Source organism: Stappia sp. (genome assembly GCF_040110915.1).
GTDB lineage: Bacteria > Pseudomonadota > Alphaproteobacteria > Rhizobiales > Stappiaceae > Stappia.
The window spans coordinates 498,577-517,988 of record NZ_CP157793.1; the positions used below are offsets into that span (position 1 = coordinate 498,577).

General features: G+C 67.3%; 18 protein-coding genes. 15 read left to right on the forward strand and 3 right to left on the reverse strand.

What is annotated here, in order from left to right:
* Window positions 1–31 precede the first annotated feature (31 nt).
* The gene (locus tag ABL312_RS02270) at window positions 32–940 is read right to left on the reverse strand and encodes an MBL fold metallo-hydrolase (protein WP_349359761.1); all 909 of its coding nucleotides are present in this window, start codon (window positions 938–940) and stop codon (window positions 32–34) included.
* Window positions 941–1,293: 353 nt separating this feature from the next.
* Here ABL312_RS02270 and ABL312_RS02275 point away from each other — a divergent pair, with 353 nt between their 5' ends.
* The 6 genes from ABL312_RS02275 to ABL312_RS02300 all read left to right on the forward strand — a co-directional run bounded on the left by ABL312_RS02275 (window position 1,294) and on the right by ABL312_RS02300 (window position 7,186).
* Window positions 1,294–2,418, forward strand: a complete 1,125-nt coding sequence (locus ABL312_RS02275; protein WP_349359763.1) for an extracellular solute-binding protein — start codon at window positions 1,294–1,296, stop codon at window positions 2,416–2,418.
* A 121-nt stretch (window positions 2,419–2,539) separates the two neighbouring features.
* Window positions 2,540–3,637 (forward strand): ABC transporter ATP-binding protein, encoded by a 1,098-nt coding sequence (locus ABL312_RS02280; RefSeq protein WP_349359764.1) that lies wholly within the window; start codon window positions 2,540–2,542, stop codon window positions 3,635–3,637.
* A gap of 3 nt (window positions 3,638–3,640) precedes the next feature.
* On the forward strand, window positions 3,641–4,933 hold the full coding sequence (locus ABL312_RS02285; RefSeq protein ID WP_349359765.1) for an ABC transporter permease subunit: 1,293 nt from the start codon (window positions 3,641–3,643) through the stop codon (window positions 4,931–4,933).
* Window positions 4,930–5,772, forward strand: coding sequence for an ABC transporter permease (locus ABL312_RS02290; RefSeq protein WP_349359766.1), 843 nt, complete (start codon window positions 4,930–4,932; stop codon window positions 5,770–5,772). Before ABL312_RS02285 ends, ABL312_RS02290 begins: the two co-directional genes overlap by 4 nt.
* A gap of 136 nt (window positions 5,773–5,908) precedes the next feature.
* Complete coding sequence (locus ABL312_RS02295) at window positions 5,909–6,379, forward strand: SRPBCC family protein (RefSeq protein ID WP_349359767.1); 471 nt, start codon at window positions 5,909–5,911, stop codon at window positions 6,377–6,379.
* A 75-nt stretch (window positions 6,380–6,454) separates the two neighbouring features.
* Window positions 6,455–7,186 carry a hypothetical protein gene (locus ABL312_RS02300; protein WP_349359768.1) on the forward strand — a complete coding sequence of 244 codons (732 nt, stop codon included), beginning with the start codon at window positions 6,455–6,457 and terminating at the stop codon, window positions 7,184–7,186.
* A 38-nt stretch (window positions 7,187–7,224) separates the two neighbouring features.
* Here the strand turns inward: ABL312_RS02300 and ABL312_RS02305 are convergent, their stop codons facing one another.
* Window positions 7,225–7,818, reverse strand: a complete 594-nt coding sequence (locus tag ABL312_RS02305; RefSeq protein ID WP_349359769.1) for a tetratricopeptide repeat protein — start codon at window positions 7,816–7,818, stop codon at window positions 7,225–7,227.
* Window positions 7,819–8,098: 280 nt separating this feature from the next.
* On the opposite strand from ABL312_RS02305, the gene ABL312_RS02310 reads away from it, so the two are divergent.
* The 7 genes from ABL312_RS02310 to phoB all read left to right on the forward strand — a co-directional run bounded on the left by ABL312_RS02310 (window position 8,099) and on the right by phoB (window position 15,896).
* Complete coding sequence (locus ABL312_RS02310) at window positions 8,099–9,505, forward strand: ATP-binding protein (RefSeq protein ID WP_349359770.1); 1,407 nt, start codon at window positions 8,099–8,101, stop codon at window positions 9,503–9,505.
* Window positions 9,506–9,620: 115 nt separating this feature from the next.
* Window positions 9,621–10,652 carry a substrate-binding domain-containing protein gene (locus ABL312_RS02315; RefSeq protein ID WP_374730196.1) on the forward strand — a complete coding sequence of 344 codons (1,032 nt, stop codon included), beginning with the start codon at window positions 9,621–9,623 and terminating at the stop codon, window positions 10,650–10,652.
* A 91-nt stretch (window positions 10,653–10,743) separates the two neighbouring features.
* Entirely contained in the window at window positions 10,744–12,216 is a 1,473-nt protein-coding gene (gene pstC / locus ABL312_RS02320) for a phosphate ABC transporter permease subunit PstC (RefSeq protein WP_349359772.1), read from the forward strand.
* The gene (gene pstA / locus ABL312_RS02325) at window positions 12,216–13,565 is read left to right on the forward strand and encodes a phosphate ABC transporter permease PstA (protein WP_349359773.1); all 1,350 of its coding nucleotides are present in this window, start codon (window positions 12,216–12,218) and stop codon (window positions 13,563–13,565) included. Before pstC ends, pstA begins: the two co-directional genes overlap by 1 nt.
* A 63-nt stretch (window positions 13,566–13,628) precedes the next feature.
* A complete protein-coding gene (gene pstB, locus ABL312_RS02330; protein WP_374730167.1) occupies window positions 13,629–14,390 on the forward strand; it encodes a phosphate ABC transporter ATP-binding protein PstB in 762 nt (253 codons plus the stop codon).
* Between the two features lie 61 nt (window positions 14,391–14,451).
* Window positions 14,452–15,156, forward strand: a complete 705-nt coding sequence (phoU, locus tag ABL312_RS02335) for a phosphate signaling complex protein PhoU (RefSeq protein WP_349359775.1) — start codon at window positions 14,452–14,454, stop codon at window positions 15,154–15,156.
* A gap of 41 nt (window positions 15,157–15,197) precedes the next feature.
* Window positions 15,198–15,896: a phosphate regulon transcriptional regulator PhoB gene (gene phoB / locus ABL312_RS02340; protein WP_349359776.1), complete on the forward strand. Its 699-nt coding sequence runs from the start codon at window positions 15,198–15,200 to the stop codon at window positions 15,894–15,896.
* 265 nt (window positions 15,897–16,161) lie between these two features.
* On the opposite strand, the gene ABL312_RS02345 is transcribed toward phoB, so the two are convergent.
* Window positions 16,162–16,692 (reverse strand): GcrA family cell cycle regulator, encoded by a 531-nt coding sequence (locus tag ABL312_RS02345; RefSeq protein WP_349359777.1) that lies wholly within the window; start codon window positions 16,690–16,692, stop codon window positions 16,162–16,164.
* 576 nt (window positions 16,693–17,268) lie between these two features.
* Between ABL312_RS02345 and ABL312_RS02350 the strand changes: the two genes are divergently transcribed.
* Entirely contained in the window at window positions 17,269–18,468 is a 1,200-nt protein-coding gene (locus ABL312_RS02350) for an aspartate aminotransferase family protein (RefSeq protein ID WP_349359778.1), read from the forward strand.
* Entirely contained in the window at window positions 18,468–19,403 is a 936-nt protein-coding gene (gene argF, locus ABL312_RS02355; RefSeq protein ID WP_349359779.1) for an ornithine carbamoyltransferase, read from the forward strand. Before ABL312_RS02350 ends, argF begins: the two co-directional genes overlap by 1 nt.
* Window positions 19,404–19,412: the final 9 nt, after the last annotated feature.

Here is a 19,412-nt window from a genome sequence, read left to right on the forward strand (position 1 = left end):
AGCCCGCCAGGGAAGACGGTCAGGGAAGAGGTCAGGCGAGCCGGTAGCGCGCCGAGAGCGACGGCGCGGCGTCGGCCTCGACGAGCCCGCGCTCCACCAGCCACTCGATCTGCGCCAGCACCGAGAGCGCGGCCGCGCCGTGCAGGGCGGGGTCGACGGCGGCATAGATCGTCGACACCATCTGCGGGATCGTCGTGTCGCCGGCCGCGAGCCGGTCGAGCACGGCCTTTTCGCGGGCCAGCCGATGGTCTTTGAGCGCCGCGACATAGTCCTGGGCGTGGCGCACCGGCCCGCCGTGGCCGGGCAGATAGGTCGCTTCATCGCGCGCCGCGAGCTTTTCGAGCGAGGCCATATAGGCGCCCATCGCCCCGTCCGGCGGCGCGACGATGGAGGTCGACCAGGCCATCACGTGGTCGGCGGAAAACAAAACCTCGCCCTCGTCGAGCGCGAAGGCGAGATGGTTGGCGGTGTGCCCCGGCGTTTCCACCGCGGTGAGCGTCAGCCCGTCGACGGTGACCGTATCGCCCTCGCGAAGTTCCCGGTCCGGGGCATGATCCGCGTCGCCGCTGGCGTCGAGCGGATTGACCTCGCCGTCGAACAGCGGCCGGGCGGCGCGATGCGCGCCGCAGCCCACGATCGGCGCGCCGGTGCGCTGCTGCAGAAGCCGTGCGCCGGGCGAGTGATCGACATGGGTATGGCTGACGAGGATCGCCTCGACGGGGGCCGGGCCCGCCGCCTCCAGAATCAGGGCGATGTGGTCGGGATCGGTCGGGCCGGGATCGATCACCGCCACCGCGTCGCGGCCCACCAGATAGGTGTTGGTGCCGTGCCAGGTGAAGGGACCGGCGTTCGGCGCGGTGATCCGGCGCACGGCATCGGACACGGTGACGGCCCTGCCATGCGCGGGATCGAAGTCGCGGTCGTGGCGAAGCTGTGTCATCACGGGAGATCCTTGCGCGGGTTTGCACAGCCTCTAGCCGATCGAGCGGATCGCGCGCAACCGGCAGAGGTCTCGCGCTCGTCAAAAGTGCGCCGGCTCAACTTTGCCTTGTCGCCCCGGATCCGGTGGCATAGCCTCGAATGAGACACCGGGTCGGTCGTGCGTGGAGCGCCGGCTTTCGCATCGTCGGTCAATGGGCGCGCTCCGCTTCGGTGTCACACAACCGTTGTCAATATGACCTAATGGCGAAGCCGGCGAGGGGACGCGAGTGCCTCGTGGATGGTCCGCTGTCCGATGCTGCGTCGCCCTGCGTTTCATTCAAATGATCGAAGAGCAATCCGGGAAGGTCTTCCATGTCCATCACACGCCGTTCCATGCTGAAGGGGTCCGCCGCCGCGTCGACCCTTCTCGCCGCTCCGGCCATTCTCAAGGCCGGCGATGCGCTGGCCTCTTCCGGCCAGGTCAATGTGTTCGCCTGGGGCGACTACATCCAGCAGAACATGATCGACAAGTTCGAGGGCGACACCGGCATCTCGATCAACCTGTCGACCTATGGCTCCAACGACGAGGCGGTGCAGAAGCTCAAGGCCGCCGGCGGCAAGGGCTTCGACGTGATCATGCCGTCGGTCACCAACGGCATCCTGTACTATCCCGACGAGCTTCTTCAGCCGCTCGACGAGAGCAAGCTGAACCTCGACGCGATCATTCCCTCGATGCTGCGCGACAGCGTCCAGCTCGGCGCCACCTATCGCGGCAAGCGCATGCTGCTGCCGTTCAACTGGGGCACCGAGGGCGTGACCTTCGACAGCTCCGTGATGCCGCTGGCCGATGACGAGGTGTCCTTCGGGTCGCTCTGGGCGCCGGAAGCAGCCGGCAAGGCGGCCTTCCGCCAGAAGTCGGCGCTCGCCGGCACGGGTCTCTACCTCGACGCCATCGGCGAGGTGAAGTCGAACCGCATGCTCGACGCCTTCAAGAGCGAAGAGGACGCCCATCGGGTGTACGGGGCGGTTGCGCAGTTCATCATCGACAACAAGGCCAATATCGCGGCCTTCTGGAACAACGCCACCGAGGCGAGCAACGCCTTCACGCAGGCGGGTGCCTCCATCGGCCAGACCTGGGACACGACCGGCCTGCTGCTCAACCGGCAGGACGCGAAGTGGAAGTACCGCATGCCGAAGGAAGGCGGGCTGACCTGGATGGACTCCATGGGCATCCCCTCGGGCTCGGAGAACCTCGACCAGGCCTACGCCTTCATCAACGCCATGCTCGATCCGCGCATGGGCGGCCTGCATTCGGCCAACACCGGCTACAACTCCGCGATGGTCGGCGCGGCCGACCATGCCGGCGAGGACTACAAGGCGCAGTTCTCCAGCGTCTACACGGCCGAGAACATGGCCAACCTGTGGTGGTGGCCGAGCGACCGTCCGTGGACGTCCACCATCGTCGGCGAATACGTCGACCTGATCACCAACGCCTGATTTCGGGCCTTTGCGGGGGAGCGCGCGGGGACTGTCCCGCGGGCTCCCTTTTCGTTTTTGCGACGTGCGCCGCCGGGATGGCGGACGACATCGCGGCCCGGATCGGCCGCAAGGGGGAAACATGCTCGGCAAGGATGTCGTGCTCGAAGGCGTCTCGATGCGCTTCGACGACTTCGTGGCGGTCCATCCCACGGATCTGACGGTGCGGGCGGGAGAATTCTTCTCGATCCTGGGGCCGTCGGGCTGCGGCAAGACCACCATCCTGCGCATGGTGTCGGGCTTTCTCGATCCGAGCGCCGGCGATGTGCGCATCGGCGGCGACAGCATGCGCGGCATTCGCCCGAACGGCCGGCCGACCGCGCTGATCTTCCAGAATCTGGCGCTCTTCCCCCTCATGAGCGTGTGGGAAAACGTCGCCTTCGGACTGGAGGCGCGCGGCGTGGGGCGCAAGGCGCGGCGCCAACGCGCCGAGGAGCTGCTCGAGCTGGTGGCGCTCGGCGGGCAGGGGACCAAGAAGCCCTCGGAGCTGTCGGGCGGCCAGCGGCAGCGCGTGGCCATCGCACGCGCCCTTGCGGTGGAGCCCGCCGTCCTGTTGCTGGACGAACCGCTGTCGGCGCTCGATCTCAAGCTGCGCCAGCACATGCGGGCGGAGCTGAAGGAGCTGCAACGCAAGACGGGCGTCACCTTCATCTACATCACCCACGACCAGGGCGAGGCGCTCGGCATGTCCGACCGGGTGGCGGTGATGAACGCCGGACGTCTGGAGCAGGTCGCCGGCACCGACGACATCTACAACAAGCCGGACACGCCCTTCGTGGCGACCTTCGTCGGCGAACAGAACGTCTTCACGGGCCGGGTGCGCGACACGGCGGATGGACTGGCGCGCATCGAGACCCCGCACGGCGCGATTCTCGGTGTGAACAAGCACGGGCTGGCCGCCGGCGACGAGGCGCTGGCGCTGGTGCGCCCCGAGCACATGCGCATCGAGGCCGCGCCCGCATCCGAAACCGCGAACGCGCTCGATGCCACGCTGCTGCGCCGCAGCCTGGAAGGCGCGCTGATCCATCTGCACTTCGAGGCCGGCGGTCGGCAGGTTCATGTCAACCTGCACAACAGCGGGCCGGGCGCGCAGGTTGCCGACGGCGCGCAACGCCTCCATTTCGCGCCGGAAAGCACCATGATCATGAAGCCGGGGCCGATGGCCCGCGAAAGGGCGTAAGCCATGGTCTCGCTGGTGAAGAGCTACGGCAAGGGCCTGACGGCGGTTTTCGTCGGCCTGACGGTTGCCTGGATCGCGCTGCTGATCGTGCTGCCGCAGGCGCGGCTGATCGAGCGCGCCTTCACATACACCGACCGGGCCGGCGAATCCGCCCAGCTGGCGCAGGAGATCGACGACAGCTACCGGCGGCTGTTCACGCTGGAAACCGAGTTGGACGAACTGACGGCGCAGGCCGCGGCGCCGCAGGACGCACCGGCTCCGTCCCTGACACCCAGCCTGACGCCGAGCCCGACGCTGACACCGAGCCCCACGCTCACGCCGAGCCTGACGCCCAGTCCATCCCTCGCCCCCAGTCCGTCCGTCACACCCAGTCCATCCCTGACTCCCAGTCCCTCCATGACGCCAAGCCCCGCGCCGTCTCTGGGCGGGGGCGCGGCGGAGGACGGCATCGATCCCGCCGCCCGGATCGCGGCGCTCGAGGCCGAACGCGACGAGCTGACGGCGCGCATCGCCGTGCTGGAGGCGGAGGAAAACGCCAGTGCCTCGCCGGTGAGCGTCGACGAGGTCTATTCGCTGCGCAACTTCACCGACATGAGCGCCGTTCATCTGGAGATCTTCGTCTCCACGATCTTCTACGCCCTGAGCGTGACGGTGCTCGCCTTCGTCGTGTGCTATCCGGTCGCCTATGCGGTGGCCACCGCGCGGAGCGCCAACAAGGTGGCGGTGCTGATGCTCGCCCTCGTCGTTCCCTATGCGATCAACGAATTGCTGCGGATTTTCTCCTGGGTAATGATCCTGGAGAAGCAGGGCATCCTGAACGGCCTGCTGGACCTTCTGGGCCTCATCGACATGGAGGCCGGCGAGGGGATGCGCTTCGTCGCCTCCAACGGCGCGGTCTTCACCGTGATGGCCTATACCTATGTGCTCTTCATGGTGTTTCCGATCTACAACACCATCGAGACGCTGGACAAGAACCAGATCGAGGCCGCCCGCGACCTCGGCGCCGCGACCTGGCGGATTCACTGGCGCGTGGTGCTGCCGCATGCCAAGCCGGGCATTGCCGTCGGGGCCATCATGACCTTCATGCTCTCGGCCGGCTCCATCGCCGTGCCGGAGATCGTCGGCCGCGGTCTCCATCCCGACTGGTTCAGCCAGGTGATCTACCGCCGGTTCTTCGAGGCGGCGTCGTGGAACCAGGGCGCGGCCTATTCGCTGGCGCTGGTCGTCGCCTGCATCGCCTTCATCCTGCTCAACATGGCCGTCTTCCGCGTCGGCATCAGGGACATCGCCAAATGAGCCTCGCCGCAACCTCCACCCCGCCGCGCCCCGCCGCCGCGCCGCGGGCCGCCCGCGACTGGTCGGGCGCGATCCTCAACGCCTATCTGGTGGTCTTCTTCGCCTATATGTTCCTGCCGCTGCTGTTCATGGTGGCGGCGGCCTTCAACGCCAATCCCACCCCCTCGGTGCTCGACTGGCACGGCTTCACGCTCAAGTGGTTTCGCGAGCTGCCGCAGGACACGCGCTTCATTCAGGGGCTGATCCATTCCCTGCTGGTGGCGCTCGGCGTGATCGTCATCGCGATCCCGCTCGGCCTGTCGGGCGCGCTGGTCCTGACGCGGCTGCAGTCGCGGGCGAGCACATTGCTCTACACGGTGCTCGTGTCGCCGATCCTGACGCCCGGCATCGTGCTCGGCGCCACGACCATGATCTTCTGGCGCGACACCTTCGGGCTCGAGGCCGGATTGACGACGGCGACCATCGCGCAAGCCGCCTTCATCGCCTCCTATTGCATGCTGATGTTCATGGCCCGGCTGCAGCGTCAGGACCTGGCGCTTGAGGAGGCCGCCCTCGATCTCGGCGCCTCGTCGCTGCTCGTCTTCCGCCGCATCACGCTGCCGTTCCTGATGCCGACGGTGCTGACCGCCTCGGTGATCGCTTTCCTTCAGTCGATCGAGAACTACAATACGACCTTCTTCGCCATCGGTCCGAGCTGGACGCTGGTGACCGAGATCGGCTCGCGGATGCGCTTCGGGCTCTCGCCGGTGGTCAATGTGATCGGCGTGATCTTCGTCACGCTGACCGTGGTGTGCGCCACGGCCTGGGTGCTGTCCCGCCGGCGCGCGGCACCCGCCTGAGGCCACACCTGAGGCCACACCTGGGGCCATGCCTGAGGCCACACCTGAGGACAGGCGCCCGGCGCGGGCGCGCCTCGGCCTTCGGCGAGCAACCGAAAGGGCCGGCGGCGAACAACGCAAGGAGCGAGGTGGCAAGATGGCGGACACCGCCTGCAGGGTCGCCAGATGGGTGCCGCTCGATCGCGAGCAGGCGTTCGATCTGTTCGTCGACGGTTTCGCGCGGTGGTGGCCGCGCGCCTATACGTTTTCCGGCGAGGACTGCGAGGACATCGGCCTGGAGCCCATGGCCGGCGGTGCCTGCTACGAGCAGTCCGCGCGCGGCCCGCGCATCGTCTGGGGAACGGTGCTGTCGATCGAGCGTCCCCTGTTCCTGCGCCTTGCCTGGCAGATCGGGCCGGACCGCTCGGTCGTGCCCGATCCCGCGACCGCCAGCCGCGTGACGGTGGAGTTTCGCACCGGATTGCAGGGGACGCTGGTCGACCTGACCCATGACGACTTCCTGCGCCACGGCGAGGGCGCCGAAGCCTATCGCGCGGCCATGGCCTCGCCCGAGGGCTGGCCCTTTTGCCTCGATCATCTGGAACGGGTTGCCCGCGCTCAGGCGTGATCATTGCTTCTCGCCGGCCCGTCGCTGCGCCTGTATCGGAGCCCTTGCTTGCCGCTCACATCCCCCGGACCCGTCATGACCCTCGCCTTTCGCTGTCTCCCGGAGCTTTTCGGCCATGTGCCCGAGCCGGTGCCCGCCCGCGCCGCGCTGCCCGACTGGCTCAAGGCCGTGCCCTCGATAGTGGCGAGCGAGACGCTCGGCGGGGCAGAGGTGCGCACGCTCAAGCACTGCCCGCCGCTGATCGACGCCCTGTCGCTCGGCGTGATGTTCCGCCTCGCCGTCGATGTCGATGTCGCGGACGGGGAGCTGTCCTGGGACTGGAATCCCCCGCTTGCGCCCGGCGCCCGCCAGACCCGCGCGCCCATTGGGCTGCATGTGCCCGAACAGGCGGCCGGCGTGCCCTTCGGGCTGCCCGACGACCAGTTCGTCGTGAAGTTCACGAATTTCTGGACGGTGCGCGCGCCCGAGGGCGTCTCGCTGCTGTTCACGCATCCGCTCAACCGGGAGGATCTGCCGTTTCGCACGCTCGCCGGCCTCGTCGACTGCGACCGCTATCGCGACGGCTTCGTGCATTTTCCCGCAATTTGGGTGGACCCGACGTTCACCGGTCGCCTTGCCGCCGGCACGCCGGTGGCGCAGGCCTTTCCCATCCGCCGCGCCGCGCTCGATCTGGACATCGCGCCGATGTCGGAGGCGGAGCGGGCCGCGCACGCCCGCGTGCAGGATGGCCTCCAGGACGATCCGGGCCTCTACCGCAAGAGCTTCCGCGCGCCACGGCCGAAAACGGGCGCTGACACCCAGCTTTGAGGGGGGGGCAGCCGTGGTGCGGCTCGATGCGCCGCGCTTCAGCGGTCGCGCAGCGCGGAGGCCGACAGCGGCACCCGCCCGCGCGGTCCCTGGTGCAGGGCCTTGAGCAGGCGCGGCCGTGCCTCCCGGTTTCGCGCATAGAGCGCGCGCAACGCCGCGCCCTCCGCATCCTCGCCCGTGCGCAGACGGGCTTCCGCCAGGCCGATCTCCGCGTCCGCGTCGTTCGGCACGAGCGCCCGCAGGCGCGTGAAGGCATCGACCGCCCCCGCCGCATCGTCGAGGCGCAGGCGGACGTTGGCCAGATTGCGCCAGCCGTCGGGGTCGTCCGGGCAGCGCGCGGTGTAGGCGGCGAACCGGTCCGCGGCCTGCGAATAGAGCTCCGCATCGAGCAGACCCGTCGCCAGTTCGAACAGCGCGTTGGTGTGATCGGGCGCGCGTTCGAGCGCGCGGGCGAGGGCTGCGCGCGCCTGCTCGCCCTGTCCGAGCCGCTTGTGAACGAGGCCGAGATTGTAATGCAGCGCGGCATTGTCCGGGTCGGCTTTCAACAGCGCCTTCAGGGCCTTGCGCGCCGTCGGCCAGTCCTCTCCGGCCAGTGCTGCCGGCAGGCGTGCCGCAGCCTGTTTCGGGGTCATGCGCCTGCTGTGCCTCCTCGTTCGGTCTCGCGCGAAGCGGATCGGCGGTGTGGTAGCATTGCGGGGCGGATGCGGAAAGCGCGCGTGCGCGTCGTTGGGCTGTCATGTGCGCTATGCTAACAACGACGGTCAACGATCCCGCCGCCTGTCGACCCTCTGCCGTGCCCCGGATGCGCATCGGCGGCCGCGCCTGTTCAGCGGGGCGAATTCGGGACCGATCGGGCGACCGACGGTTGAGGACATCCAACGATTGACGACATCCAACGAGTGACGAAATCCGATGAGTGACGACGGCGCGCCCAACGATCCTCAAAAGCCCGTGCCGGGCGACCGCGGCGCGCGCTGGACGCTGCGCGAGCGTGTGATCGCGCAGCGCTGGGTGCTGGCGGTGGCGGTCGCCATCGCCGCTCTGGCGCTTCAGGCCGGCGTGGCATCGCCCGCGCAGGCCGTCGCCGCGCTGGCCGCGATCGCGGTGGCGGCCCTCGTCGGCCTGCGCCGCCGGCCCTTGATCGCGCGCCGTCTCAAGCGGCGCTCCGCCGTGACGCCCTGGCCCGAGACGGGCATGAAACACCTGGCCGACGCCTTCCCCGACGCCTGCTTCCTGGTCGACCGGCGGGGGGTGACGCGCTACGCGAATGCCGCCGCCCGCGCCCGCTTCGGGCAGGTGCATCCCGGCGATCCGATCTCCTTTCGCCTGCGTTCGCCGGCGCTGCTGGAGGCGCTGGAACGGGTGATCGCCGGCGAGGCCGCCCGGCGGATTGAGTGGAGCGAGAAGGGTCAGACCGAACAGTGGCTTGAGGCGCATATCGCGCCGGTCGCCTCGGTCGGCGACGGGGCGACCGACGGCGGCGTGCGCTTCATCCTGGTCACGGTGCAGGACCAGACCGACCAGCGCCGGCTGGAGCGCATGCGCGCGGACTTCGTGGCCAACGCCAGTCACGAGCTGCGCACGCCGCTCGCCTCGCTGACCGGCTTCGTCGAGACCCTGATGGGGCCGGCGCGGGAGGACCCGGTGGCGCGCGACCGGTTCCTGGCCATCATGATGCAGCAGGGCGAACGCATGCGCCGGCTGATCGACGACCTTCTGTCGCTGTCGCGGGTCGAACTGAAGGCGCACGTCCAGCCCGAGAGCGTGGTCGATCTCAAGGACCTGGTGCGTCACACCTGCGACGCGCTCAAGCCGGTCGCCGACGAGGTCGGCGTCGCCATCGCGCTCGATCTTCCCGAGGGCGCGTGCCCGGTGCGCGGCGACCGCGACGAAATGATCGAGGTTCTGGAGAACCTGATCGAGAACAGCCTCAAGTACGGGGCGTCCGGCAAGCGCGTCGAGATCGGCCTGCGCTTCGCCGATCTCGACCGGCCACAGGCCGAACCCTGCCCGCCGGGCCAGTGGGTGCTGAGCGTGCGCGATCACGGCCCGGGCATTGCGCCGGAGCATCTGCCGCGTCTCACCGAACGCTTCTACCGGGTCGATGTGGTGGCCAGCCGCGAGATGAAGGGCACCGGGCTGGGGCTCGCCATCGTGAAACACATCCTCACCCGCCACCGGGCCCGTCTGGAGATCGAGAGCACGCCCGGCGAGGGGGCGACCTTCACTGTCAAAATACCGGCCCTCGCGGACGGTGCGACCCCGCTTCAGGCGGACATAGGCGATAAAAAACAAGAGCTTGAAGTGTCACATAACTGATAAGAAACCGTCATATAAGCATCACCGCACCGGGCTACGGTCCGCTCGACCTTGCGGGAATAAGTTCGCAGGGCGACACGAAAATCCTGAACATCCAGGGAGAGGTCAGGTGAAAATCAAGGCTCTTCTCAGCGCGACCGCGCTTGCGGTTGCCACCACCGGTTTTGCCGGTCATGCCGTTGCGCGCGACCAGGTGCAGGTCGCCGGTTCGTCCACGGTTCTGCCCTATGCGTCGATCGTTGCCGAGGCGTTCGGCGAGAACACCGACTTCCCGACCCCGGTCGTGGAATCGGGCGGCTCCTCGTCCGGCCTGAAGCGCTTCTGCGAAGGCGTCGGCGAGAACACGATCGACGTCGCCAACGCCTCGCGCAAGATCCGTGACCGCGAGATCGCGGCCTGCGCCGAGAACGGCGTGACGGACATCATCGAAGTCCGCATCGGCTACGACGGCATCGTCTTCGCCTCCCAGAAGGACGGACCGGCCTTCACCGCGTTCGAGCCGGCCGACATCTTCAACGCCCTCGGCGCCAAGGTGCTGAAGGACGGCGAGATCGTCGACAACCCCTACACCAACTGGGCCGAGTTCAACGCCGACCTTCCGGACGTCGAAATCGCCGCCTTCATCCCGGGCACCAAGCACGGCACGCGTGAAGTGTTCGAGGAAAAGGTGCTGATGGAAGGCTGCGAAGCCACCGGCGCCATGAAGGCGATGATGGACGCCGGCATGTCCGAGGACGACGCCGAGGACGCCTGCATCGACGTGCGCACCGACGGCAAGTCGGTCGACATCGACGGCGACTACACCGAGACGCTGGCGCGCATCGACGCCAACGCCAACGGCATCGGCATCTTCGGCCTGGCGTTCTACGAGAACAACACCGACAAGCTGAAGGTCGCCACCATGGGCGGCGTCGCGCCGTCCACCGAGACGATCTCGACGGGTCAGTACCCGGTGTCGCGTCCGCTGTACTTCTACGTGAAGAAGGCGCACATCGGCGTGATCCCGGGCCTCAAGGAGTACGCGCAGTTCTTCGTCGCCGACGAGATCGCCGGCCCGAACGGCCCGCTCGCGCAGTACGGCCTGGTCGCCGATCCGGAGCTGGCCGCCACGCAGGCCGCCGTCGCCGCGGAAGAGACCATGAAGTAATCGGGCCCCGGCTCGATTTCGGGAGGGGCGGCGTCCATGCCGCCCCTCGACCCGTTTTGACCATTTTCGGACAGCTCTCGGGGGGGCGCGAATGCCGTTACTCTGGCTGATTTTGATCGTGCTCGGCGTTGCGATCGTGGGCTACGTCCTGGGGCGGTCTCGCGCCCTGGCGGGTGCCGGCGGAGATCGCAAGTCGTTGCATTCGCTGCCGTCCTACTACGGGGCGAACGTCGCCATGAAGGTGGCGGTTCCGGCGTATCTCATTTTGATCCTGTGGCTTCTGGCGCAGCCCTTCTACGTCAACGCCACGGTGTCGGAGATGATCCCCGACACGTCGATCCGCGAGGGCTCCTCGCTCGGCCTCGTCATGGCCGAGGTGCGCCGCACCGCGCGCGGGCTCGACAATCTCGTCGCGCAGGGCATCGTCACGGAAGACTTCGCCCGCAACGCGCGCGCCGATTTCAACGACATCACCGCGCGTCTCAAGGACGCCGGGCAGATCGTGACCTCGGAGGTCACGCAGCCGATCATGCGCGCCGCGCAGGCCTATCGCGTGATGAACGCGACCGGCAACCTGTTCATGTCCATCGCCGTCCTGCTGGCCGCGCTGGCCGGTGCGGCCTGGGGCTTGCGGGACTCGCGCCCCGACTTTCGCGCGCGCAACACCGTGGAAAAGGGCGTGCGCAGCCTGCTGGTGGCCGCGGCGTCGATCGCCATCCTGACGACGGTCGGCATCGTCCTGTCGCTGGTGTTCAACACCGTCGAGTTCTTCCGCCTTTATCCGGCCTGGGACTTCTTCACGGGCACGACCTGGTCGCCGAGCTTCTCCGGACGCGGCGGCAGTTCCGAGCTCGGCATTCTCCCGCTGCTGTGGGGCACCTTCTATATTTCCATCGTGGCGCTCGCGGTATCCGTGCCGATCGGGCTGTTCGCGGCGGTCTATCTGTCGGAATACGCCACGCCGCGCGTGCGCGCCGTCGCCAAGCCGCTGCTGGAGGTTCTGGCCGGCATTCCGACCATCGTCTACGGTCTGTTCGCGCTGCTGACGGTCGGTCCCCTGCTGGTCTCCGTCTTTGGCGACGACGGGCTCGGCATCATGCAGGCGGGCACCGCCGTCATCACCGCGGGCCTCGTGATGGGCATCATGCTCATCCCCTTCGTGAGCTCGCTGTCGGACGACATCATCAACGCCGTGCCGCAGGCGATGCGGGACGGCTCCTACGGGCTGGGCGCGACCAAGTCGGAAACGGTGCGTCAGGTGATCCTGCCGGCCGCCCTTCCGGGCATCGTCGGCGCGATCCTGCTCGCCGCCTCACGCGCCATCGGCGAAACCATGATCGTGGTGCTGGGTGCCGGCGCCGCCGCGCGCCTCAGCCTCAATCCCTTCGACGCGATGACCACGGTGACGGCCAAGATCGTCAGCCAGCTGACGGGCGACGCGGATTTCGCCTCGCCCGAGGCGCTGGTCGCCTTCGCGCTGGGCATGACGCTGTTCGTCGTGACGCTCGGCCTCAACGTTCTGGCGCTCTACATCGTGCGCAAATACCGGGAGCAGTATGACTGATGTCTGACGCAGCTCTTCCCACATCCTCCGATGCCGCTCCCGAAACTGCCGGGCGCACCTCGAAATCGCTGTACGCGCTGGATGCGCGCACGCGCAAGCGCAACGCCTCCGAGGCCCGCTTCAAGGCCTACGGCCTGACAGCCATCGGCATCGGCCTGTTCTTCCTGGTGGTGCTGGCGGTGTCGATCGTCATGGAAGGCATTCCGGCCTTCACACGGACGGTGATCCAGGTCGAATTCACGGTCACGCAGGAGCAGTTCGACGACGCCGAAAGCCAGATCTTCAAGACCCGGGCCTATGAAGACCTCTTCATCCAGGCCCTCAAGGGGCAGATGGAGGGCAAGGGTCTGGATGTCGCGTTCGACGCCGACACCATCGAGCGCCTCGTCGGCAAGCCCGGCAACACGCTGCGCACCTTCTTCCGGGAGAATCCGGGCAGCATCGGGCAGCCGGCCGCATTCGAGCTCGCGGCCTCCTCGCGGGTCGACGGCTACATGAACGGGCGTATCACGCGTGAATCCATCGTCGACAGCCGCTTCCTGACCCGGGCCGATCTCGATGTGGTCGACGCGCTGGTCGAGGCGGGCGTGATCACCACGGCCTTCAACTGGAGCTTCATCACCGGCGCCGACTCCGGCGTGGACAACCCCGGCGGCGCGGGCATCGGCGCGTCCGTCATCGGCTCCTTCTTCATGATGCTGGTGGTGCTTGTCCTGTCGCTGCCGATCGGCGTCGCCGCGTCGATCTATCTTGAGGAATTCGCGCCGAAGAACTGGTTCACCGACCTGATCGAGGTGAACATCTCCAATCTGGCCGCCGTGCCGTCCATCGTGTTCGGCATTCTCGGCCTGGCGGTGTTCATCCAGTTCGCGCATCTGCCGCAGTCCGCGCCGCTGGTCGGCGGTCTGGTGCTGACGCTGATGACGCTGCCGACGATCATCATCTCGACGCGCGCCTCGCTGAAGGCGGTGCCGCCGAGCATTCGCGACGCGGCGCTGGGCGTCGGCGCCTCGAAGATGCAGGCGGTGTTTCACCACGTGCTGCCGCTTGCCATGCCGGGCATTCTCACCGGCACCATCATCGGTCTGGCGCAGGCGCTCGGCGAGACCGCGCCGCTGCTGCTGATCGGTATGGTGGGCTTTGTCGCCCGCGGGTATCCGGACGGCTTCATCGCGGGCTTCACCGATCCGAACTCCGCGATGCCGGCGCAGATCTACACCTGGGCCGCGCGCGCCGACTTCGCCTTTTACGAAAAGGCGTGGGGCGGCATCATCGTCTTGTTGTTGTTCCTGATGACCATGAACATCCTGGCCATCATTCTCCGCCGCCGGTTCGAGCGTCGTTGGTAATCGCCGCGGGCGAGGAAGGATAAAGCCATGAACGAAATGCCTGTTGTGAAGGAAGCCGTTCAAATGAAAGAGCCCAAGATCGCGGCCAGGAACGTCCAGGTCTTTTACGGGGACACCCAGGCCATCAAGGACGTGACGCTCGACATCGCCGATCGCACCGTGACGTCCTTCATCGGACCGTCGGGCTGCGGCAAGTCGACCTTCCTGCGCGTCCTCAACCGGATGAACGACACCATCGACATCTGTCGGGTGGTCGGCGACATCCGCATCGACGGGGAAGACATCTACGATCCCAAGGTCGATCCGGTGCAGCTGCGCGCCAAGGTCGGCATGGTGTTCCAGAAGCCGAACCCGTTCCCCAAGTCGATCTACGACAACATCGCCTACGGCCCGCGCATCCACGGGCTTGCGCGCAACAAGAGCGAGCTCGACGACATCGTCGCCTCCAGCCTTCAGAAGGCGGGCCTCTATGAAGAAGTGAAGGATCGTCTGGAGGAACCGGGCACGGGTCTGTCGGGCGGTCAGCAGCAGCGCCTGTGCATCGCGCGCGCCATCGCGGTGAGCCCCGAGGTGATCCTGATGGACGAGCCGTGCTCCGCGCTCGACCCGATCGCCACGGCGAAGATCGAGGAACTGATCGACGAGTTGCGCGAAAACTACACGATCGTCATCGTGACGCACTCCATGCAGCAGGCGGCGCGCGTGTCGCAGCGCACCGCCTTCTTCCACCTCGGCAATCTGGTCGAGGAAGGGGAGACGAAGGAGATCTTCACGAACCCGCACGACAAGCGCACCCAGGACTACATCACCGGCCGCTTCGGCTGAGGACGCATACCGCGACGTCCGGCGCCGGGACAAGATCCGCGCGCTGTCTAGGAGTTATAAAATGCCTGATCATACAGTGACGTCCTTCGACGATGAGCTGAAAGCCGTTGCCGGCCGCGTGTCGGAAATGGGCGGGCTCACCGAAGTCATGCTGTCCGACGCGATTTCCGCGCTGGTGCGCATGGACAAGGATCTCGCCCGCCGGGTCATTTCCACCGACCGGCGCGTCGACCTTCTGCAGCACGAGGTCGAGGAGCAGACCATTCTGCTGATCGCCCGCCGTCAGCCGGTGGCGCAGGACCTGCGCGACGTGGTCGCCGCCATGCGCATCTGCAACGATCTGGAGCGGGTCGGCGATCTGGCCAAGAACGTCGCCAAGCGCGTCATCGCCATCGAAGGCGCCTTCGACAGCAAGAAATTCGCGCAAGGCGTCGAGCATTTGAGCGAGCTGGCGCAGCAGCAGATGAAGACCGTGCTCGATGCCTATGCCAATCGCGACGACGAAGCCGCCCAGACGGTGCGCGACCGCGACGACGAGATCGACGCGCTCTACACCTCGATCTTCCGCGAATTGCTCACCTACATGATGGAAGACCCGCGCCAGATCACCATGTGCGCGCATCTTCTGTTCTGCGCCAAGAACATCGAGCGCATCGGCGACCACTCCACCAACATCGCGGAAAACGTCATCTACATGGTGACGGGCACCCAGCCGATGGACGAGCGGCCGAAGGTCGACGAGACGAGCGTCGGCGCCGCGTCCTGACGCGGCCGCCATTGGACCTGGCGAGACAAGGGTAGATACGCATGCCGAAGGTTCTTGTTGTCGAGGACGAGGAACCTCTCATCCTGCTGCTGCGCTACAACCTCGAGGCGGAAGGCTATACCGTCGAGACCTGCACGCGCGGCGACGAGGCGGAACTGTTGCTGCGCGAAAGCCAGCCCGATCTTCTGCTTCTCGACTGGATGCTGCCAGGCCTGTCCGGCATCGAGCTGTGCCGTCGTCTGCGCTCGCGCAGCGAAACGGAGCGGCTGCCGGTGATCATGCTCACCGCGCGCGGCGAGGAGCAGGAGCGCATTCGCGGGCTGGCGACCGGGGCCGACGATTATGTCGTGAAACCCTTCTCCATCCCCGAGCTCATGGCGCGGGTGCGCGCCATGTTGCGCCGGGCGAAGCCCGAGGTCGTGTCCTCGCTTCTGCGGGCGGGCGATCTGGAGCTCGACCGCGAGACCCACCGGGTGCGCCGCGCGGGCCGCGAGATCCATCTCGGGCCCACGGAGTTCCGCCTGCTTGAGTTCCTGATGACGTCGCCCGGCCGGGTGTTCTCGCGCGAGCAGCTGCTCGACGGCGTGTGGGGCCATGACGTCTATGTCGACGAGCGCACGGTGGACGTCCACGTCGGCCGGCTGCGCAAGGCGATCAATCGGGGGCGGATGATGGATCCGATCCGCACCGTGCGCGGCGCGGGCTACGCCTTCAACGACCAGTTCGCCGCCGCGTCCTGATCGCGAACGCGCGCTGTCCATTCGGCAAGGACACGCGCGTTCGCGACGACGATCCGGACAACACTATCCGGACAACACCAAAAAGGGCGCCGCGCGGCGCCCTCAGACTGCTGACAAAGCCTTGCAAGGTCGTCATCCCGGGCGCCGCGAAGCGGAGATCCGGGATCGGAGAGGCAGGGAGCCCGCTTGGGGCCCTTTTTCAAATCCCGATCCGGCCGTCCTGAAACCGGCCCTCCTGGCGGCTCGCACCGCGCCGAGGGCGCCGTCAGCCGGCGGCGGCCTTGGAGCGGTCGCGGCGCCGGTCGGTCGCCGGCTGATAGGCCATGCGGCAATGATACGGGCAGTAGGGAACGCCCGGATTGGACGCGTGACCGCAGAAGTGGAAATCCTTGCTGGTCGGATCGCCGATCGGCCATTTGCAGGTGCGCTCGGTGAGCGTCAGGATGGTGGCGCGCTTGGCGATGGGCACGAGTTCCGCGACCGGCTTTTCCTCGGGCTTGGCCTGGGGCGCGGGCGCCGTCTCGGCCTTGAGCGCGGTCGCGCCGACGCTCTGCGGCATGCTCTCGGGCGCGGTCGTCGGCGTCTGGCTGTCGTTGGCGGCCGTCTTCGCCGTCTTGCGGCTCTTGGCGTTGCCGGCGACGGCGGTCTTCGCCCGCCCCGAAAGCCCGAGCCTGTGAACCTTGCCGATGACGGCATTGCGTGTCACGCCGCCGAGCTCCCCGGCGATCTGGCTGGCGCTCAGTCCGTCACCCCAGAGCTTCTTCAACAGCTCGACACGTTCGCTTGTCCAGGACATGCGCCACACTCCGTCTTGGTTCGGGACCTGACATCTGGTTAACGGCCGGTTACCGGCCCGCTCCTACGGGCACTCCGCTGATCGCCGGATTTTGGGGCGAAAGTGAGTCATGCACACGAGATGTCGTATTTCTTGACTGAGAAACTACAATATGCCGCGTTTTTTCTGCAAGTCATCGGCCCGATTCACCTGGGGATTGCGGCGGTTTTCCCCAAAAAAGGCTGCTTGCTGACTCAAGGGCGCAGGATGCGGGACCTGCCTATTCGATTGACTTTCTCAGGTCCGCGCGGTGTATAACGGCGCAAGTTGCCGTGCCGCCTCTTTCGGGCGGCACATATGTTTTGGGGCGTGTTTGGTCTGTTTTGGGGCGTGTTTGGTCGGCGGAGTGTCCTGCCAGGGGGATGCGGTGCGGCGTCCGGCGGGTCGGTCCGCGACGAGGATCTCGAGACGATCACGATACGCGAGACGATCACGATTGATGCCCGGCCCGCACGCGGGTCGGCCCGCGCGACGGCCGGTCGGTAGGGTCCGCAGGAGCGGCCGGTCATGGGCGTGGCGGACAGGAGCGAGGCGGATATGGCGGAGTCATCTCTCTATCGGACCTACAACCGTGCGGACCTGGAGTTCGCCCGCGGGGAAGGTGTGTGGCTGGAGACCACCGACGGCCGCCGTTTCCTCGATTGCGCCGCCGGCATCGCGGTCAACTCCCTCGGCCACAGCCATCCGCATCTGGTCGCCGCGCTCAAGGCGCAGGCGGACAAGCTGTGGCATGTGTCCAACCTCTATGCCATCGAGGGGCAGGAGCGTTTCGCGCAGCGGCTGTGCGAGGCGACCTTCGCGGACAAGGTGTTCTGTACCAACTCCGGCGCCGAGGCGCTGGAATGCGCGATCAAGACCGCGCGGCGGTACTTCTATGTCAGGGGCGAGCCGGAGCGCGTGACCATCGTCACCATCGAAGGCGCGTTTCACGGCCGCACGCTGGCGACCATCGCGGCCGGCGGGCAGGAAAAATATCTGGAAGGCTTCGGGCCGAAGGCGCCCGGCTTCGTGCAGGTGCCCTTCGGCGATCATGACGCGCTGCGGGCCGCCATCGACGAGACGACGGCGGCGATCCTGGTCGAGCCGATCCAGGGCGAGGGCGGCATCCGGCCGCTGCCGACCGAGTGCCTGCGCGGGCTGCGTGCGCTCTGCGACGAGGCCGGCATCCTGCTGATCTTCGACGAGGTGCAGACCGGCGTCGGGCGCACCGGCAAGCTCTTCGCGCACGAATGGGCCGGCATCGCGCCGGACATCATGGCGATCGCCAAGGGCATCGGCGGCGGCTTTCCGCTTGGCGCCTGCCTGGCCACCGAGGAGGCGGCCGCCGGCATGGTCGCGGGCACGCATGGAACGACCTACGGCGGCAATCCGCTGGCCATGGCGGTCGGCAATGCGGTGCTCGACGTGATCCTGGCCGAGGGCTTTCTGGAAGAGGTTCAGGCCAAGGGTCTGAAGCTGAAGCAGGCGCTCGCCGGCGTGGTCGACGCGCATCCCGCGATCTTCGAGGAGGTTCGGGGCAAGGGGCTGATGCTTGGCCTCAAGTGCCGCGTTCCCAATGGGGACCTGCTCGCCCGTTTCCGCGAGGCCGGCGTGCTGTCGGTGGGCGCGGGCGACAACGTGCTGCGCGTCATGCCGCCGCTGACGATCACCGAGGCGGAACTCGGCGAGGCGGTGGAGCGCATCGAAACGGCCGCCAAGGCCATGGAAACCGGTCTGGAACGGGGAGCCGCCGAGTAATGAGTGCAAAGCCACGCCATTTTCTCGATCTCAGCGATGTCGATGCCGCGGAACTGCGGGCCATTCTCGACGGAAGCCGCCGGATCAAGGAAGCCCGCGGCCCCGTGCGCGTGAGCGGCGACGGCCCGCTGGCGGGACGGGTGCTGGCGATGATCTTCGAGCAGCCCTCCACGCGCACGCGCCTCTCGTTCGATGTGGGCATGCGCGAGCTCGGTGGCGAGACGCTGATGCTGACGGGCGCGGAAATGCAGCTCGGCCGCGGCGAGACCATCGCCGACACCGCGCGGGTCCTGTCGCGCTATGTCGATGCGGTGATGATCCGCATTCTCGACCATGCGTCGCTGACCGAGCTGGCCGAAAACGCCACCGTTCCGGTGATCAACGGGCTGACCAAGGACACCCATCCCTGCCAGATCATGGCGGATGTGCTGACCTTCGAGGAAAAGAAGGGCGGGATCTCGGGGCGCTCCGTCGCCTGGACGGGCGACAGCAACAATGTGCTGGCCTCCTGGGTGCAGGCCGCGCCGAAGTTCGACTTCGAGCTGCGCATCGCCACGCCGAAGGAGCTGGCGCCGCCGCGGGAGCTGATCGAGGCGGCGCGCGCCGCCGGCGGCGAGATCCGGCTGACCGACGACCCCTATGAAGCGGTCAAGGGCGTCGATTGCGTCGTCACCGATTGCTGGGTGTCGATGGGCGACGACGAGGGCGACCGGCACAATCTGCTGAAACCCTATCAGGTCAACGAGCGCCTGATGGCGGAGGCTGACGAGGCGGCGCTCTTCATGCATTGCCTGCCCGCCCATCGCGGCGAGGAGGTGACCTGCGAGGTCATGGACGGACCCCATTCCGTGGTCTTCGACGAGGCGGAAAACCGCCTGCACGCCCAAAAGGGCATCCTGGCCTGGTGCTTTGGAGCGCTGCAAACCACCGCATGAGTTGGAAGC

Excerpts from the sequence above, each read along its gene's own strand:
- ABL312_RS02270 (WP_349359761.1), bottom strand. The coding sequence starts at position 940 with ATGACACAGCTTCGCCACGACCGCGACTTCGATCCCGCGCATGGCAGG.
- ABL312_RS02275 (WP_349359763.1), top strand. The coding sequence starts at position 1,294 with ATGTCCATCACACGCCGTTCCATGCTGAAGGGGTCCGCCGCCGCGTCG.
- ABL312_RS02280 (WP_349359764.1), top strand. The coding sequence starts at position 2,540 with ATGCTCGGCAAGGATGTCGTGCTCGAAGGCGTCTCGATGCGCTTCGAC.
- ABL312_RS02285 (WP_349359765.1), top strand. The coding sequence starts at position 3,641 with ATGGTCTCGCTGGTGAAGAGCTACGGCAAGGGCCTGACGGCGGTTTTC.
- ABL312_RS02290 (WP_349359766.1), top strand. The coding sequence starts at position 4,930 with ATGAGCCTCGCCGCAACCTCCACCCCGCCGCGCCCCGCCGCCGCGCCG.
- ABL312_RS02295 (WP_349359767.1), top strand. The coding sequence starts at position 5,909 with ATGGCGGACACCGCCTGCAGGGTCGCCAGATGGGTGCCGCTCGATCGC.
- ABL312_RS02300 (WP_349359768.1), top strand. The coding sequence starts at position 6,455 with ATGACCCTCGCCTTTCGCTGTCTCCCGGAGCTTTTCGGCCATGTGCCC.
- ABL312_RS02305 (WP_349359769.1), bottom strand. The coding sequence starts at position 7,818 with ATGACCCCGAAACAGGCTGCGGCACGCCTGCCGGCAGCACTGGCCGGA.
- ABL312_RS02310 (WP_349359770.1), top strand. The coding sequence starts at position 8,099 with ATGAGTGACGACGGCGCGCCCAACGATCCTCAAAAGCCCGTGCCGGGC.
- pstC (WP_349359772.1), top strand. The coding sequence starts at position 10,744 with ATGCCGTTACTCTGGCTGATTTTGATCGTGCTCGGCGTTGCGATCGTG.
- pstA (WP_349359773.1), top strand. The coding sequence starts at position 12,216 with ATGTCTGACGCAGCTCTTCCCACATCCTCCGATGCCGCTCCCGAAACT.
- pstB (WP_374730167.1), top strand. The coding sequence starts at position 13,629 with ATGAAAGAGCCCAAGATCGCGGCCAGGAACGTCCAGGTCTTTTACGGG.
- phoU (WP_349359775.1), top strand. The coding sequence starts at position 14,452 with ATGCCTGATCATACAGTGACGTCCTTCGACGATGAGCTGAAAGCCGTT.
- phoB (WP_349359776.1), top strand. The coding sequence starts at position 15,198 with ATGCCGAAGGTTCTTGTTGTCGAGGACGAGGAACCTCTCATCCTGCTG.
- ABL312_RS02345 (WP_349359777.1), bottom strand. The coding sequence starts at position 16,692 with ATGTCCTGGACAAGCGAACGTGTCGAGCTGTTGAAGAAGCTCTGGGGT.
- ABL312_RS02350 (WP_349359778.1), top strand. The coding sequence starts at position 17,269 with ATGGCGGAGTCATCTCTCTATCGGACCTACAACCGTGCGGACCTGGAG.
- argF (WP_349359779.1), top strand. The coding sequence starts at position 18,468 with ATGAGTGCAAAGCCACGCCATTTTCTCGATCTCAGCGATGTCGATGCC.